This is a genomic window from Subtercola lobariae (genome assembly GCF_014640255.1).
Classification (GTDB): Bacteria; Actinomycetota; Actinomycetes; order Actinomycetales; family Microbacteriaceae; genus Subtercola; species Subtercola lobariae.
In genome coordinates this window covers 224,614-239,366 of record NZ_BMGP01000006.1, presented here as the reverse complement: position 1 = coordinate 239,366, position 14,753 = coordinate 224,614, and the positions used below count along the sequence as shown (strand labels likewise).

At 63.1% G+C, this 14,753-nt stretch carries 16 protein-coding genes; 6 read left to right on the top strand and 10 right to left on the bottom strand.

Going from position 1 to position 14,753, the window contains the following annotated elements:
• Positions 1-35 precede the first annotated feature (35 nt).
• Both IEX24_RS16265 and murJ read left to right on the top strand, forming a co-directional pair.
• On the top strand, positions 36-2,657 hold the full coding sequence (locus IEX24_RS16265; protein WP_188680117.1) for a DUF6049 family protein: 2,622 nt from the start codon (positions 36-38) through the stop codon (positions 2,655-2,657).
• The gene (gene murJ / locus IEX24_RS16260; RefSeq protein WP_188680115.1) at positions 2,650-4,266 is read left to right on the top strand and encodes a murein biosynthesis integral membrane protein MurJ; all 1,617 of its coding nucleotides are present in this window, start codon (positions 2,650-2,652) and stop codon (positions 4,264-4,266) included. Before IEX24_RS16265 ends, murJ begins: the two co-directional genes overlap by 8 nt.
• A gap of 33 nt (positions 4,267-4,299) precedes the next feature.
• Here the strand turns inward: murJ and IEX24_RS16255 are convergent, their stop codons facing one another.
• Both IEX24_RS16255 and IEX24_RS16250 read right to left on the bottom strand, forming a co-directional pair.
• The gene (locus IEX24_RS16255) at positions 4,300-5,115 is read right to left on the bottom strand and encodes an alpha/beta fold hydrolase (protein ID WP_188680113.1); all 816 of its coding nucleotides are present in this window, start codon (positions 5,113-5,115) and stop codon (positions 4,300-4,302) included.
• Entirely contained in the window at positions 5,112-5,504 is a 393-nt protein-coding gene (locus IEX24_RS16250; RefSeq protein ID WP_307821468.1) for a DUF488 domain-containing protein, read from the bottom strand. Before IEX24_RS16250 ends, IEX24_RS16255 begins: the two co-directional genes overlap by 4 nt.
• 150 nt (positions 5,505-5,654) lie before the next feature.
• On the opposite strand from IEX24_RS16250, the gene trxB reads away from it, so the two are divergent.
• The 4 genes from trxB to IEX24_RS16230 all read left to right on the top strand — a co-directional run bounded on the left by trxB (position 5,655) and on the right by IEX24_RS16230 (position 9,408).
• Complete coding sequence (gene trxB / locus IEX24_RS16245; RefSeq protein WP_188680109.1) at positions 5,655-6,653, top strand: thioredoxin-disulfide reductase; 999 nt, start codon at positions 5,655-5,657, stop codon at positions 6,651-6,653.
• Between the two features lie 49 nt (positions 6,654-6,702).
• Positions 6,703-7,029 (top strand): thioredoxin, encoded by a 327-nt coding sequence (gene trxA, locus IEX24_RS16240; RefSeq protein ID WP_188680107.1) that lies wholly within the window; start codon positions 6,703-6,705, stop codon positions 7,027-7,029.
• A 79-nt stretch (positions 7,030-7,108) separates the two neighbouring features.
• On the top strand, positions 7,109-8,440 hold the full coding sequence (locus IEX24_RS16235) for an aminotransferase-like domain-containing protein (RefSeq protein ID WP_188680105.1): 1,332 nt from the start codon (positions 7,109-7,111) through the stop codon (positions 8,438-8,440).
• A gap of 2 nt (positions 8,441-8,442) precedes the next feature.
• Positions 8,443-9,408 carry a D-alanine--D-alanine ligase family protein gene (locus IEX24_RS16230; protein WP_188680103.1) on the top strand — a complete coding sequence of 322 codons (966 nt, stop codon included), beginning with the start codon at positions 8,443-8,445 and terminating at the stop codon, positions 9,406-9,408.
• Positions 9,409-9,491: 83 nt separating this feature from the next.
• On the opposite strand, the gene IEX24_RS16225 is transcribed toward IEX24_RS16230, so the two are convergent.
• The 8 genes from IEX24_RS16225 to rpmH all read right to left on the bottom strand — a co-directional run bounded on the left by IEX24_RS16225 (position 9,492) and on the right by rpmH (position 14,667).
• The gene (locus tag IEX24_RS16225; RefSeq protein WP_188680101.1) at positions 9,492-10,502 is read right to left on the bottom strand and encodes a ParB/RepB/Spo0J family partition protein; all 1,011 of its coding nucleotides are present in this window, start codon (positions 10,500-10,502) and stop codon (positions 9,492-9,494) included.
• On the bottom strand, positions 10,495-11,406 hold the full coding sequence (locus tag IEX24_RS16220) for a ParA family protein (protein ID WP_188680099.1): 912 nt from the start codon (positions 11,404-11,406) through the stop codon (positions 10,495-10,497). The genes IEX24_RS16225 and IEX24_RS16220 overlap by 8 nt, the downstream gene beginning before the upstream one ends.
• A 143-nt stretch (positions 11,407-11,549) precedes the next feature.
• Entirely contained in the window at positions 11,550-12,197 is a 648-nt protein-coding gene (rsmG, locus tag IEX24_RS16215) for a 16S rRNA (guanine(527)-N(7))-methyltransferase RsmG (protein ID WP_188680097.1), read from the bottom strand.
• A gap of 4 nt (positions 12,198-12,201) precedes the next feature.
• Positions 12,202-12,786, bottom strand: a complete 585-nt coding sequence (locus IEX24_RS16210) for a Jag family protein (protein WP_188680095.1) — start codon at positions 12,784-12,786, stop codon at positions 12,202-12,204.
• Entirely contained in the window at positions 12,783-13,757 is a 975-nt protein-coding gene (gene yidC, locus IEX24_RS16205) for a membrane protein insertase YidC (protein WP_188680094.1), read from the bottom strand. The genes IEX24_RS16210 and yidC overlap by 4 nt, the downstream gene beginning before the upstream one ends.
• Before the next feature lie 8 nt (positions 13,758-13,765).
• Positions 13,766-14,131 carry a membrane protein insertion efficiency factor YidD gene (gene yidD, locus IEX24_RS16200; RefSeq protein WP_188680091.1) on the bottom strand — a complete coding sequence of 122 codons (366 nt, stop codon included), beginning with the start codon at positions 14,129-14,131 and terminating at the stop codon, positions 13,766-13,768.
• Positions 14,128-14,505, bottom strand: a complete 378-nt coding sequence (gene rnpA / locus IEX24_RS16195) for a ribonuclease P protein component (RefSeq protein ID WP_188680089.1) — start codon at positions 14,503-14,505, stop codon at positions 14,128-14,130. Before rnpA ends, yidD begins: the two co-directional genes overlap by 4 nt.
• 24 nt (positions 14,506-14,529) lie before the next feature.
• On the bottom strand, positions 14,530-14,667 hold the full coding sequence (gene rpmH / locus IEX24_RS16190; protein ID WP_055810406.1) for a 50S ribosomal protein L34: 138 nt from the start codon (positions 14,665-14,667) through the stop codon (positions 14,530-14,532).
• Positions 14,668-14,753 lie beyond the last annotated feature (86 nt).

Genomic DNA, 14,753 nt, shown 5'->3' with positions numbered 1-14,753 from the left:
GGCGGCGCACACATTGGCACCGTACAATCTGAGTTATGGAGCGGTCGGTGATTTCGGGCGTCCGCCGCGGCCTCGAACCCACGTTCCGGGTGGCCACTGCGGGCCGAAACGCGGGCTCTGCACGCAGGGGGTTCGGCGTTGCTCTGACCACCGTGTTCGCCCTCGTCGTGACCATCATGCTCGGGATGCCCGGGGCCCTGCCCGCGCGAGCCGACACCACCCCGACCCCCAACTCGACGCCGGGCGGCAGCAGCACCCCTGACACGGGCACCCTCGGCCTGGCTCTCGCACCCGACAACGCCGGAGTCATCACCACCGGCCAAGACCTCGGACTCACGGTCACGCTCTCGAACACCACCAGCCAGAACCTGCCGGCCACGACCGTGCACGTGTGGCTCGACCGCACCCAGCTCACTACTCGGGCCGCGCTGAGCGCGTGGCTCGCCGCGGGCTCCGCCGCGAGCGTCGCCTCGACAACCACGCCCGCACCAACCTCGGCTGGCGGCGCATCTGGCGGTACGAGCACCGCATCACCGACGCCGTCGCCGGCGGCCACCCCGGCTCCCACTTCAGCGCCCGGTGCAGCCGCGGCGCACACCCAGAGTGCGAACTCCATCGCCGTCGACATCACCAGCCCGGCCATCGCCGCCAACACCAGCGCCACTCTGCGCACATCGTTGCCCGCCGCCGGCCTCGGCCTCTCAGCCTGGGGGGCGTACGGGCTAGCCGCGACAGCACCCTCGCCCGACGCCGCGACCACGGGCGCAGCAGGCAGCGCCACACCAGACACGCTCACCGCGACCAGCGTGGTCACCTGGTCGGCAGGAGCCCCCGCAACGGGCGCCACCCTCGGCGTGATCATGCCGCTCACCGTCGCCCCCGGTGACAGCGGCCTCCTCACCGCGGCCGAACTCGCGACCGACACCGCGCCCGACGGAGTGCTGACCACCAAACTCGACTCCGTCATCGGCCGCCCCGTGACGCTCGCCATCGACCCCATGATCATCGTGTCGATTCGCGTGCTCGGCACTGCCGCCCCGCAGTCTGCGCTGAACTGGCTCGCCGATCTCGCGGCCGCGAACAACCCCACTTTTCCGTTGAGCTACGCTGACGCAGACCTCTCGGTGCAACGCCAGGCCGCAGCACCCGCGCTCCTCACGCCCACCTCATTCGACTACGCACTGTCACAGTCGAACTTCCAGTCGCTGCCGTCGCCAGATCCGTTCGCATTGCCGGGGCAGGTCGGGTCGGGCGGTATCGGCGGCTCCGGTTCGGGGGCAGCGGCCGGCGCGAGCTCGGCGAGCGGCACCGCAGCAGCAGACGCGACCGGCACCAGTACCAGCCCCACCGACACCGCGACCACGGGCACTGCCGCCACTCCGACTCCGACACCCACTCCGACGCCGGCAGCAGGCACCCTGCCCACCTTCGCAGATCTCACCACGTGGAACTACTCGCGCACCGACATCGCCTGGCCCGCCACGAACACGGTCAGCGGCACCGACCTCGACTACTTCGCCGCTTCGGGGCTCACCACGAGCATCCTGAGCTCAGACAACATCAGCGTGCCCGACACGGCTGTCACACCCAATGCGCCCGCGACCATCGGCGACAAAAACGTCATCATCGCCGATTCAGAGCTGACGGATGCCCTGCAGAACGCGGTGACTGCCGTCACTGAACCACCGCGTGACGCCGCTCTCGCCGAAGTCTCGGCCGAACTTGCCATCGTCACTGCGCAATCGGGCGGCCAGACACCCGCCCTGGTGGCGAGCCTCGGCAACGCCGCGCCCTCGTCTCAATTCGCGGTCAGCCACACCCTCGACGTGACCGAACTGCTGCCGTGGGCCGCCGAAGCGCCGCTCAGCACGATTCTCGGCGCACCGCAGACCGCGGGAGTCGCCCTGCTCGATCGGCCCGAAGCTGCCGATCGAGGCGGTGCCGTGGCCTCGATGCTCGACTACGAGCGGCAGGTAGGCCTCTTCGCCCCGGTCATCGACAAGCCCGACCTCATCACGGGTGAACAGCGCGCGAACCTGCTCGCCGTTCTCGCACAATCGTGGCTCGCCGATTCGACTGGTTTCACTACGGCCGTGCAGACGAACGACAAAGACTCGAACGCCACACTGTCTTCGGTGCAGATCGTCGACGGCAGCACCGTCAACCTGCTCGCCACCAACGGCGACGTGCCCGTGCCGATCAGCAATAACCTCGATCAGCCGGTCACCGTGACGCTGCAGGTCACGCCCTCGAACGGGCGGCTTGTGGTCGACCCCAGCAGCATCCAGGTCACCATCGAAGCGCATTCGCAGAAGACGGCGAAGGTGCCGGTGAAGGCGGCGGTCGCCACGGGTGAGGTCGAGCTGGGCCTCGAGCTCTACAACCGCGACGGGGTGCTGGTGAGCAGGGCCGCCCCGCTCGAAATCAACGTCAGCGCCGACTGGGAGGGCATCGGAACGCTCATCATCGGCATTCTGGCGGTGCTGTTCTTCGCCTTCGCGGTGGTTCGCCTGATACTGAAGCGGCGCAGGGCGCGGCGGGCCGGGGCGCCTGATGAGAACGGCGAGCCGGCTCAGACTCCGAATGCTGCACCGCCCGCCCCCGCCGATACAGCCGACCGCGACCCATCCGACCCCACCGAAGGCAGCAATGGCTGAGCGCAGCATCGCCCGCTCGAGCACCCTGCTCGCGTCGGGAACAGTCGCGTCGCGCATTCTCGGCTTTCTGAAGGCCATCGTGCTGGTGCAGGCCATCGGCGTCTTCACCTCGGCCAACATGTTCGCCATCGGCAACCAGCTGCCGAACACCATCTACGTCATCGTCGCCGGGGGCGCCCTCAGCGCGGTTCTGGTGCCCCAGATCGTGCGCAGCGCCCTGCATTCCGACGGCGGCAAGGCCTACATCAACAAGCTCGTCACCATCGCTCTGCTGACGTTGGCCGTCACCACCATCATCGCAACGATTCTCGCCCCTTTTCTCGTCTCCATCACCGCGCATGCGCTGCCGGATGATCAAGCCGCACTAGCGACCGCGTTCGCCTATTGGTGCCTTCCGCAGATCTTCTTCTACGGGGTCTACACGATTCTCGGCGAGGTGCTGAACGCCAAGAACTCGTTCGGGCCCTTCACCCTGGCGCCGATCATCAACAACATCATCGCGCTGGCCGGGCTCATCGCCTTCATCGCCGTGTTCGGAGCCGACCCAGAGGGCCTCCGCCCCTTGTCGTGGTGGACCCCGCAGTCGATCGCGCTACTAGCCGGAACCGCGACCCTCGGCATCGCCGTGCAGGGCCTCATTCTGTTCGCTTTCTGGCGCAGAGTGGGCCTCAGTTACCGGCCAGACTTCCGCTGGCGCGGAGTGAATCTCGGCGCCACCGGCAAGATCGCCGGCTGGTCATTCGGCATGATTCTGGTGACCACGCTCGCGGGCTTCGTCGAAACAAACGTGGTCGCCACCGCGTCGACCACAGACACCGCATCGGTGGCGGTGCTCGGCAATGCCTGGCTGATCTTCATGCTGCCGCACTCGGTCATCGCGGTCTCTATCGCTACCGCCTACTTCACACGCATGAGCGAGAGTGCCAGCGCCGGCGAGTTGCCGAAGGTTCGGCGTGACGTGTCGGCGAGCATCCGGCAGATCACCGTCATGATGGTGCTTGCCGCCGTCGTGCTGGTGGTCGTGGCGTACCCGTTCGGGCGTCTGATGAGCGACTCGACCGCCGGCGCTGCCGCCATCGGCGACGTGCTCATCGCGTTCGTCATCGGGCTGCCGGCGTTCTCGATTCTGTTCGTGCTGCAGCGCGCGTTCTTCGCGCTCGGCGACACCCGCACGCCGTTCTTCACCACGGTTTTTCAGGCCGTCATCTTCACCATCGGCAGCCTTGCCGTGCTGATCTTCGTGCCCGTGCAGTTCAGAGGGGTCGGGGTGGCCCTGATGCTGTCGTTCGCGGGCATTCTGCAGACGGTTCTGATCGCGATTCTCATTCATCGAAAGCTCGGCGGCGGTATTCGCCGAACGATTGAAAGCTTTGCGAAGGATGCCCTGGCAGCCCTGCCCGCATCCATCGCCGGTGTCGTGGTGTTCTTTCTCTTCGGCGGCGCCTCAGACGGCGGATTCGCGCTCTCGGGCCGCTTTCAGGCGGTCGTCGTCATGGTCGTCATCGGCGCCGTGATGGCGCTCGTCTACGCCCTTTCGCTTCGAGTGCTGCGCTCGTCGGAGTTCAGTGACGCGCTCGCCCCGATTCTGAGTCGCCTGCGCGGCAGCTGACCGGGGTGTGCCCGACGCCCGGCTCGGGCGGGCTCAGCGCGCGCTGCGGCCAGCGTCGACCGCCGCGAGAAACTCCCGTACCGGCTCGATGACGCCAGCCGCAGGCCGCAGCGTTGTGCCGTGATCACGGCCCGGCAGCCCGAGAAACGTGGCGTGCGGCATCAGCACGGCGGCACGTTCTGAGTCGAGGTAGCGCTGCCGATCATCCGTGCCGGCCAACAGCAACGTGGGCGTCGAAACGCCTGCGAGACGCTCTGCGGTGATGCCCAGCTCGGCCTCGACCTGCCGAAAATAGGCCCGGATGGCCGTGGCATCGTTCGCCATGAACGCCGCCGTCGTGGCGGGGTCGATCTCGTGCCCCGACGCGGCGGCCCAGCCGTCGAGAAACGCGCGCATTCCGCCCACCCCGAGCGCCTCGTCGTAGTTCTCGAAGAACAACTTACCCACGCTGCCCGCCGGCGAACGATAGGAGCCACCGGCCGAGATGAACGACAGCAGCCGTTCGGGGTGCTGCTCGGCGAGCGAGAACCCGGCCCTAGCACCGAACGAATACCCGAAGTAGTGAGCCTGCTCGACCCTGGCCGCCTCGTAAACGGCCAGCAGATCGGCCACCACGAGCTCCATGCGGTAGGCCTCTTGGCTGTGCGGTTTGCCACTCAGCCCATGCCCACGGAGGTCGACCAGAAGCAGACGGTATTCGTCGCGCAGAGCGCTCACGTAACCGAGCCCGCGCCAGATCGCCCGCGAGAGGCCAGAACCGTGCACCAGAACGAGCGGGATGCCGCCCGGCGCGCCCGCCTCGGTGAACGCAATGCGGGTGTTGTCGATCGGGTTGAAGGCTTCGCTCACGCCTCCATCTTGCCCTCTTGCAGCAGTTCGGCGAGCACGGCGGCCTCGCTGAGAGCGGGGTCGCGCGTGGCCGTCAGTAACGTGAGCCGGCCCGCTCTGGCTTCGGCGTGCAACAGCTCGAGCGCGTGCGACTGCGCCGAACCGGGCACCCGCAATTCTGCTCGATAGCGCTCTGCGAACTCGGCCTGTTTGGCGGGGTCATGGCTGTACCACGTGCGGAGCTCTGGCGACGGCGCCACTTCTTTCAGCCACTCGTCGAGGCGAGCGCGCGTCTTACTGACACCACGTGGCCACAGCCGGTCGACGAGTACCCGGGCGCCGTCGTCGTCGCGCGGGTCTTCGTAGACCCGGCGCACCCGCACATCGACCGAATCGGCCACTGTTTTCACCCCCCGCACCATCGTTCGCGACTAGCCCCGACACTGCCTGATCTTCAGCTGAAAGCCAACCCCTATAGCGGAATACCCGGCAGTTAGGATTGGTTGAACGCTTCAGAGAGCAAAGCCGGCGATCTGTCGCCGCATACAAGGAGCTTGTCGATGAGACAAATTATCATCATTGGGTCTGGCCCGGCGGGCTTCACCGCCGCCATTTATGCCGCTCGAGCCGGCCTTGAGCCCCTGCTCATCGCATCCAGCGTCGAAGCCGGCGGCGAACTCATGAAGACCACCGAGGTCGAGAACTTTCCGGGCTTCCCTGAGGGCATTCAAGGCCCCGATCTGATGACCAAACTGCAAGAGCAGGCCGAGAAGTTCGGCACAGAGGTTCTGCTCGACGACGTGACGAGCGTCGATTTCACGGGCGACGTCAAGAAGATCTCCACCGGCTACAGCGGCGAGTTCGAAGCCCAGGCGGTCATCTTCGCCACCGGTTCGGCGTATCGCAAGCTCGGCCTCGACGATGAAGAGCGCCTCTCGGGCCGCGGTGTGTCGTGGTGTGCCACCTGCGACGGGTTCTTCTTCAAGAAGAAGACCATCGCGGTCATCGGCGGCGGCGACTCGGCCATGGAAGAGGCGACTTTTCTGACCCGCTTCGCAGACAAGGTGTACCTCGTTCACCGCAAAGACTCGCTGCGGGCATCCAAGATCATGCAAGAACGCGCCTTCGCGAATGAGAAGATCGAATTCGTCTTCAACTCGGCTGTGGTGGGCATCAACGGCGAGAACACCGTCGAAAGCCTGGCACTCGAGAACACCGTCACCGGCGAAACGAGCCAATTGGATGTTCAGGGGCTGTTCGTGGCGATCGGCAACGACCCCCGTACCCACCTCATCCACGGTCAGCTCGACCTCACTGCCGCAGGCACCATCGCCGTGGCGGGCCGCTCGTCGAAGACCAACATTCCCGGCGTTTTCGCCGCTGGTGATGTCATCGATGACACCTACCGCCAGGCCGCCACGGCTGCCGCTTCGGGCACAGTCGCCGCCCTCGACGCAGAGCAGTACCTCGCGGGTTTAGCTGAGGCCGGCGCCATCGCCGAATTACGCGAAGCCGAACACGAGATCAGCCTCGTCGAAGCCGTCGCTACCCGGCGCTGACGTCACCACTACCCCTCCACAACCAGCAGATTTGAGAAAGTAGACCACCATGTCAAACGCAAAGACCGTAACCGACGCGAGCTTCGACGCCGACGTCATCAACTCAGAAGACACCATCATGGTCGACTTCTGGGCCGAGTGGTGTGGCCCGTGCCGCGCCGTCTCGCCCATTCTCGACCAGATCGCCGAAGAGCACTCTGACAAGATCAAGATCGTGAAGCTCAACGTCGACGACAACCCGCAGATCGCCGCGAAATACCAGATCACCTCCATTCCCGCCATGAAGGTCTTCCGTGGCGGCGAGGTCGTCAAGACCATCATCGGTGCCAAGCCGAAGGCCGCGCTCGAGCACGACCTGGTCGACTACCTCAGCTAGAACCGCGCACCAGGTGAAGGGCCCGAGCCGTGAGGTTTCGGGCCTTTTCTTTTCGGTAGCATAGAATTTCGCCTCTTTCATGGAAGTGCACGTGAGCAACCAACAGACCCCGAACACCGGAACGAACCTCGACCCCTGGTACAGCAACTACGCCGATCGAGCCGCCGGGCTGTCTGTCTCTGAGGTTCGAGCCCTCTTCGCCGTCGCCTCACGGCCCGAGGTCGTCTCGCTGGCCGGCGGCATGCCCGCCGTCTCAGCTCTGCCCCAAGACCTCGTCGTGACAGCAATGAACCGCGTCATGCGCGACGAGGGCTCCATTGCGCTGCAATACGGCTCTGGCCAGGGGGTTCCTCGTCTGCGCGAACACATTCTCGAAGTGATGGCCATGGAGGGCATCCGGGGCAGCGTCGACGATGTCGTCGTGACCACCGGTTCGCAACAGGCGCTCGACCTCGTGACCAAGCTCTTCATCAACCCCGGTGACGTGATTCTCGCCGAGGCGCCGAGCTACGTGGGTGCCATCGGCGTCTTCCGGTCGTACCAGGCTGACATCGTGCATGTTCTGATGGACGATGACGGTCTGATTCCGGATGCCCTGCGTGAGGCCATCGCGCGAGAGAAGTCGGCCGGCAAATCTATCAAGTTTCTCTACACCATACCGAACTTCCACAACCCGGCTGGAGTTACCCTCACCGCTAGCCGTCGCGATGAAGTTATGCAAATATGCCGGTCAGAAGGTATTTTGGTGATCGAAGACAACCCCTATGGTTTGATCTATTTCGACGGGCCTCCCCCCGCACCGATGCGCAGCACCGAAGACGAAGGCGTCATCTACCTCGGTTCGTTCTCGAAGACATTCGCCCCCGGTTTTCGGGTCGGCTGGGCCATCGCGCCGCATGCCATTCGCGAGAAGCTCGTGCTCGCAGCCGAGTCGGCCATTCTGTGCCCGAGTGCGTTCAGTCAGCTCGTCATTTCTGAGTACCTCGAGACGGCCGACTGGCGTGCGCAGATCAACACCTTCCGAGGCGTTTACGAAGAGCGAAAGAACACCATGCTCCAGGCGCTGAACGAATACCTGCCCGACCTGCATCACACGAACCCCGACGGCGGGTTCTACATCTGGCTGACCCTTCCCGACTACCTCGACACAAAGCAGATGCTGCCGCGCGCCGTCAAAGAGCTGGTGGCCTACACACCCGGTACGGCTTTCTACGCCGATGGCGGGGGTCGTAATAAGATGCGGCTGTCGTTCTGCTACCCCACTCCCGATCAGATTCGGCTGGGCATCCGTCGCCTCACTACCGTCATCAACGGTGAGATCGACCTGCTCGAGACATTCAATGCCACCGGGCCGCTGCAGACCATCCGTTCGAGCCGTTCGTTCTCGGCCCCACCCCCAGACCTGGACTGACTATGACTGATTCAACCCCAGCCCGCACCGTTGTCGTTCTCGCCGGCGGAATTTCACACGAGCGTGAAGTTTCGCTTCGCTCGGGTCGAAGGGTAGCCGACAGCCTGCTGCAGCGAGGGCACACCGTGGTCATTCGTGAGCCCGACAGCAGTCTTTTGAGCTACCTCGCTGACACCGCACCCGATTTGGTGTGGCCGGCTTTGCACGGTGCGAGTGGCGAAGACGGTTCGCTTCGCGCCCTGCTCGACGCCCAAAGCATCGCCTATGTCGGGTCTGAGGCCACCGCCGCGCAGCTTGCATGGCACAAGCCCACCGCGAAGGTACTCGTGTCGCGCGCCGGTTTTGCCACACCCGACTCCATCACTCTGCCGCGTGAGACATTTCGAGAGCTCGGTGCCTCTCAGGTGCTCAACGGGGTCAGTAAACACCTCGGCACTCCGGTCGTCGTCAAGCCGGCAATGGGCGGGTCGGCGCAGGGGGTGACGGTGGTCGAGTCAGAGGCAGAACTGCCTCGTGCGGTGGTCGATGCGTACACCTACGGCGAGACCGCACTCATTGAACGCAAGATCATCGGCACTGAGGTTTCGGTCGGCGTGCTCGATTCTGGCGCGGGTGCATTTACCCTGCCCGCCGTCGAAATCGTGCCGCGATCAGGGGTTTATTCTTACGAAGCCCGCTACAACGCGGGCGAGACACAGTTCTACACTCCCGCACGGCTGACTCCGAGTGCCGCTTCGGCCGCTGCCGAGGCCGCGCTCGCCATCCACGCCACTCTGGGGCTGCGTCACATTTCGCGCATCGACCTCATCATCGACGCCGAAGGAGCCCCGTGGTTTCTTGAGGCAAATGTGCTGCCCGGCCTCACCGAAACGTCACTCGTACCTCAGGCCATTCTCGCCGCCGGGCTCAATCTCGGTGAGGTTTACGAATCGCTGGGCGAGGCCGCCATCCGCGATGCTACCCACTGACCACACTTCACGAACTGAGTCTTCACGTCATTCGAAGCGTTTCAAGCGAGACTTGGTAGTCGAATCGGTTTTGTCGAAACGCGTCACTCGAAACGCGGACGACCTGAGCCTGTTGTCGATGCATCGCGTGCGCCAGCCATGGCGCCGAATCCATCGTCGCCCAGTTCGCCGAGAATGCGGTTGAGGTCTTGAATTGTGGCGAAATCGATCACAATCTGGCCGCGAGTCGCGCCGAGCGTGACTGTGACCCGGGTGTTCAGTCGGTCGCCGAGCCGCTCTGAGATCTCGTCGAGGTGGTCGTTACGCCGCCCAGCCGTCGGCCGAACGCGCCTCGCCTTCGGGGCACGGGATGCCGCGGCCTCAGCAGCTCGCACCGAAAGGTCTTCGTTGACGATCTTGTCGGCGAGACGAGTCATCTCGTCGACGTCGACGACCGAGAGAATCGCACGGGCGTGCCCTGCAGAGAGCACTCCCGCCGCGACCCGCTTCTGCACGGCCGTCGGCAGCTTCAGCAGCCGAATCGTGTTCGTGATCTGCGGGCGCGATCGGCCGATGCGCCCAGCCAGCTCTTCTTGGGTGATGCTGAAGTCTTCGAGCAGCTGCTGGTAGGCCGACGCTTCTTCCAACGGGTTCAACTGAGACCGGTGGAGGTTCTCGAGCAGTGCATCCCGCAGCATGTTCTCGTCTGCAGTCTCCTTGACGACCGCGGGAATGGTTGCGAGGCCTATTTCTTTGCTCGCCCGCAGGCGCCTCTCACCCATGACCAGTTCGTACTGCGGTGCATCACCCGGGGTGGCCGATGGGAGCGCGCGCACGACGATGGGCTGCAAGACTCCCACCTCTCGAATCGACTGCACCAATTCGGCGAGATCGTCGGCGTCGAACTCCGTACGTGGCTGCTTCGCGTTCGGAACGATGGAATTCGGGTCAAGGCTCGCGAGTCGAGCTCCCGGCACCGACACCAGTTCTTGCTCCCCCGCGCCTCGCTCGGCGAAGAACACATCGACGGGGCTGCCCGCGCGCGTCTCTTCAACCGAAGTGGGAATGAGAGCGCCGATTCCACGGCCGAGGCCGGTTCGCTTGGGGCTAGCCATTGGTGTGAACTCCTTTTCGTGCAATTTCTGATGCCGCTTCGAGGTATGAGAGTGATCCGGGCGACTGTGGGTCGTAGCTGATGACTGTTTGACCGTAGCTCGGCGCTTCTGAGATGCGCACCGAGCGTGGAATCACCGCAGTGAGCGTCTCGACCGGAAAATGTGCGCGTACATCATCCGCCACCTGCGATGCTAGCCGTGTTCGACCGTCGTACATCGTCAACAGGATGGTCGACACAGCCAAAGACGGGTTCAAGTGGCGTTCGATGAGCGAAATGTTCGAGAGTAGCTGACTCAGCCCTTCGAGAGCGTAATACTCACATTGAATGGGAATGAGCACTTCGCGCGCGGCGACAAAGGCATTGATGGTCAGCAGGCCCAACGATGGCGGGCAATCGATGAACACGTAGTTGTACGGATGCCCGTTCTCAGCCTCGCGCGCCAAGTACCGATCGAGGCTCTCGCGCAGCCGCAGTTCTCGGGCGACGAGGGGAACCAGCTCTATCTCAGCCCCAGCGAGATGGATGGTGGCCGGGGCGCAATACAGCCCCTCGAACTCAGCACTCTTCTGAACGACATCCTCGAGAGCAGCGTCGCGAATGAGAATGTCGTAGACACTGAGCACCTCGGCCCGATGATCTGCACCCACCGCCGTCGAGGCATTGCCTTGCGGATCCAGGTCGATCACGAGCACCTTTGCGCCAGTCTTCGCGAGAGCCGCCGCGAGATTCACTGTGGTTGTCGTCTTGCCAACCCCGCCTTTTTGGTTCGCTACGGTAAAGACGCGTGTTTCGGCGGGAAGGGGAAATTCGGCGACCGCAATCGCTTTACGTCGCTGAGCGAGGTCTGCAATCTCTCGCATCAGGGGAGTCGACGAGTCGAAGCCTGTCGATTCGCTGGTCATAACTACTTTCTTGTGCGTGGAGGTTTCACGTGAAACATTAACCGAAGAGTTCAATTGTGCAAACTCTGTGATCGTCACTTCGCCCGTCAGACCGTGGTCTCGCATGTTTCACGTGAAACATGATCTGACGCTACGATCTACGATCACATGGCGATCGCGCGAAATACCCGGGTTGTTTCGGGCAGAACCCCTTCACCCAACTCGAGAACTTCAACATCAGCCAGCTTAAACTTTCGGATGACTTTCTGAGCGGCTTCAATCTCGGCCGTCACACCACTGCCCTTCATCAACAGCAGCTCGCCGCCAGGTCGCAGAAGCGGAGCGCACAGCGGAATCAATTTCGACAACGCACTGACCGCCCGGGCGGTCACTTGATCCAAGCCCTCCGTAAAGCCCACATCTTCCGCTCGCCCCCGCATCACCGTCACGTTACCTAAACCGAGCTCAGCGGCCTGGTCGTTCAGCCATGTGACGCGCCGTTCCATCGGCTCGATCAAGACGAATTCGACATCCGGCCGAGCGATCGCCAGAACAAGCCCCGGCAGCCCGGCGCCGCTACCAATATCTCCGACCCGACCGACATGAAACAGGGGAGCGAGAATAACGCTGTTCAGAATGTGTCTCGTCCAGAGCCGGGGGAGTTCAAGTGGCCCGATGAGGCCGTACTCCTCGCCGTGTTTGGCGAGATTCGCGGTGAAACGGCGAGCAACATCCACTCGATCCCCGAACAGCTTCGTAGCTACGGTCGGTTCCGTCTCCAGCTGAGCGAGTAGTGCCGAGTAATCAGGCAAGCGCTTACGCCGAAGGCGCCGAAATCACGGTGTGCCGGTCTCGGCCCTCGCCCTCTGACACTGACACGTAGCCACGCTCCGCTACCAGATCGTGCACGACCTTGCGCTCATATGATGACATCGGAGCCAGTGCCACAGCGCTCTCGCCGCCCACCTCGATGCGGTCGATGGCAGAGCCGACGAGACGAGCGAGCTCAGCCTCTCGAATCTGCCGGCTGCCGCCCACGTCGAGAATCAGACGCGAGAAGCCTCCGGTCTTCGTTTGAACTGCAAGACGAGTCAACTCCTGCAAAGCCTGAACCGTTTCGGGATTGGAGAGGAGACGGAGGTTGCTGTCTTCTGACGAGTTCACCGACACATAAGCGCGCCCACCGCGCGAGTCGATATCGATGTCGCCGTCGAGGTCGCAGATATCGAGAAGTTCTTCGATGTAATCTGCCGCGATATCGCCCTCGTCTTCAACGCCGTGCTGGTCGCCAACCCCGTGCTCGTCGCCAACACCGTGCGCGTCATTCGCCGTCTCAGCGGTCAGATCGTCAGTGATCTGCCCATCGACCTCAGTTGTGGCGATCTCGCTCACATCACTCATTTCTTTTCACCTTGCTTTTTGGCCCTGTTCTTGTTCACTGGCTGCTGGCGCTGCGTCGTCTTCGGCGCCTCCATGACCACGTGATTGATGCTGCTGTCGGCGGCTCCAGCCACCTCGAGCTTGCCCTTTTTCGCCAGCCTGATCTCGCGCGCTTTCGCAGCCTCACTGCCTGGCGTCGGCATGTTTCTGATCACCAAGAACTGCTGGCCCATGGTCCAGAGGTTCGATGTGAGCCAGTAGAACATCACGCCGAGGGGGAAGCTGAAACCGGAGAACGCGAACACCAGCGGAAGAATGTAGAGCAGAATGCGCTGCTGCCGAAACATCGGGCTGTTCTTCGCCTCGGGCGACTGGTTGCGCGACATGATCTGCAACTGCGTGATGAACTGCGAACCCGTCATCAACACCACCATCACCACAGCGATGACCATGACCGCAACATCGCCGGTCTGGGTGGCCTGCTGAAAGCTCTCATGCAGGGGAGCGATGCCGAACAACTTCGCCGCGCCGAATTGCTGCGCGAGCTGCTCGTTCAGCGGCCCGACCCCGGCGTTGCCCTTCTGAGCATCGTTGAGCACCGAGAACAACGAGAAGAAGATCGGCATCTGCAAGAGCAGGGGCAGGCACGAACTCAGCGGATTGGTGCCCGTTCGCTTGTACAACTCCATGGTCTCTCGCGACATCGCCTCGCGCGAGTATTGATCTTTCTTGCCCTTGTACTTATCCTGAATTTTCTTCAGTTGCGGGGCGACTTCGAGCATCTTGCGCTGGCTCTTGATCTGCCGTACGAACACCGGAATCAGGGCGGCGCGAATGACGAGAACCATGCCCACGATCGCCAGAACCCACGTGATTCCAGCAGCGGGGTCGAGACCCACCCAGCTCCAGAAGCCATGGAACGCAACGAGAAGCAGTTCTACAACCCATTTGATGGGCCACAGAATCGTGCTGATAAAACCTGGAATGTCCATGTTTCGGGCTAGCCCTTTCTCTGGCTATTGGCTACGACGAAACCGAATCTGGTGACACGGAAGTACTCATGGCGGGCAGGCGGGGCATCGTCGACACCCCCGGCAGACCAGGGGTTACACCTCAGAATGCGGTACGAACCGAGGAGAATGCCGAGAACCAGCCCACGTTGCTGAATCGCCTGAAGCGTATACGACGAACATGATGGGTAATACCGGCACACATCGCCATAGAGCGGCGAAATGGTGGCCCGATACCCGCGGAGAATGAGAATCGCCACATTTCTCGGCAGCAAATACGTCCACACGAAAACCAGGCGTATCGTCGAGGCTGCTGACGAGAGCTGCCCCCCGGAGCTGATGGTCGACGTGGTCATGAGCGCACCGCAGCTTTCGAGAGCTCTGGAGCGACGCTTTCGAGCACCCCAGCCTTTCGCAGCGAGGCACTCACCTCGGTGCTCATTTCAGCGAATGAAGCGGATGCCGCACTCGGCAATGCCCGAATCACGACGTCGACTCCCGAATCCACCGACGGCAGCAGCGAGAAGCACGCCGCCTTCAGTCGCCTGCGAACCCGATTGCGAACGACAGCGACGCCAACCTGCTTCGAGACAATGAAACCGAACCGCGCCGGCGCACCCTCGACTCGACGAACATAGGTAACCGACAAGGGCGCGACAAATCTGGCACCGCGACGCACAGCAGCGCGATAGTGCTCTGCTGTCGTTACGCGAGCGTTCTGTGCCAGCACCAGCGAGAAATCGGCGGCGGCGAATTATGCGGAGAGCTCGGTGCGACCCTTACGACGACGGGCCGAAAGAATCGAGCGGCCGGCGCGGGTGCGCATGCGAAGGCGAAAGCCGTGCACCTTGGCGCGACGACGGTTGTTTGGCTGAAAAGTTCTCTTGCTCATGATTTGTCTCCGTGGGCCCAGCCGAAAGCGCCGGGAAGCTCGTTAGGGTGTGCCAGTGCACACAAGTCAACTGATTAAAACTACGG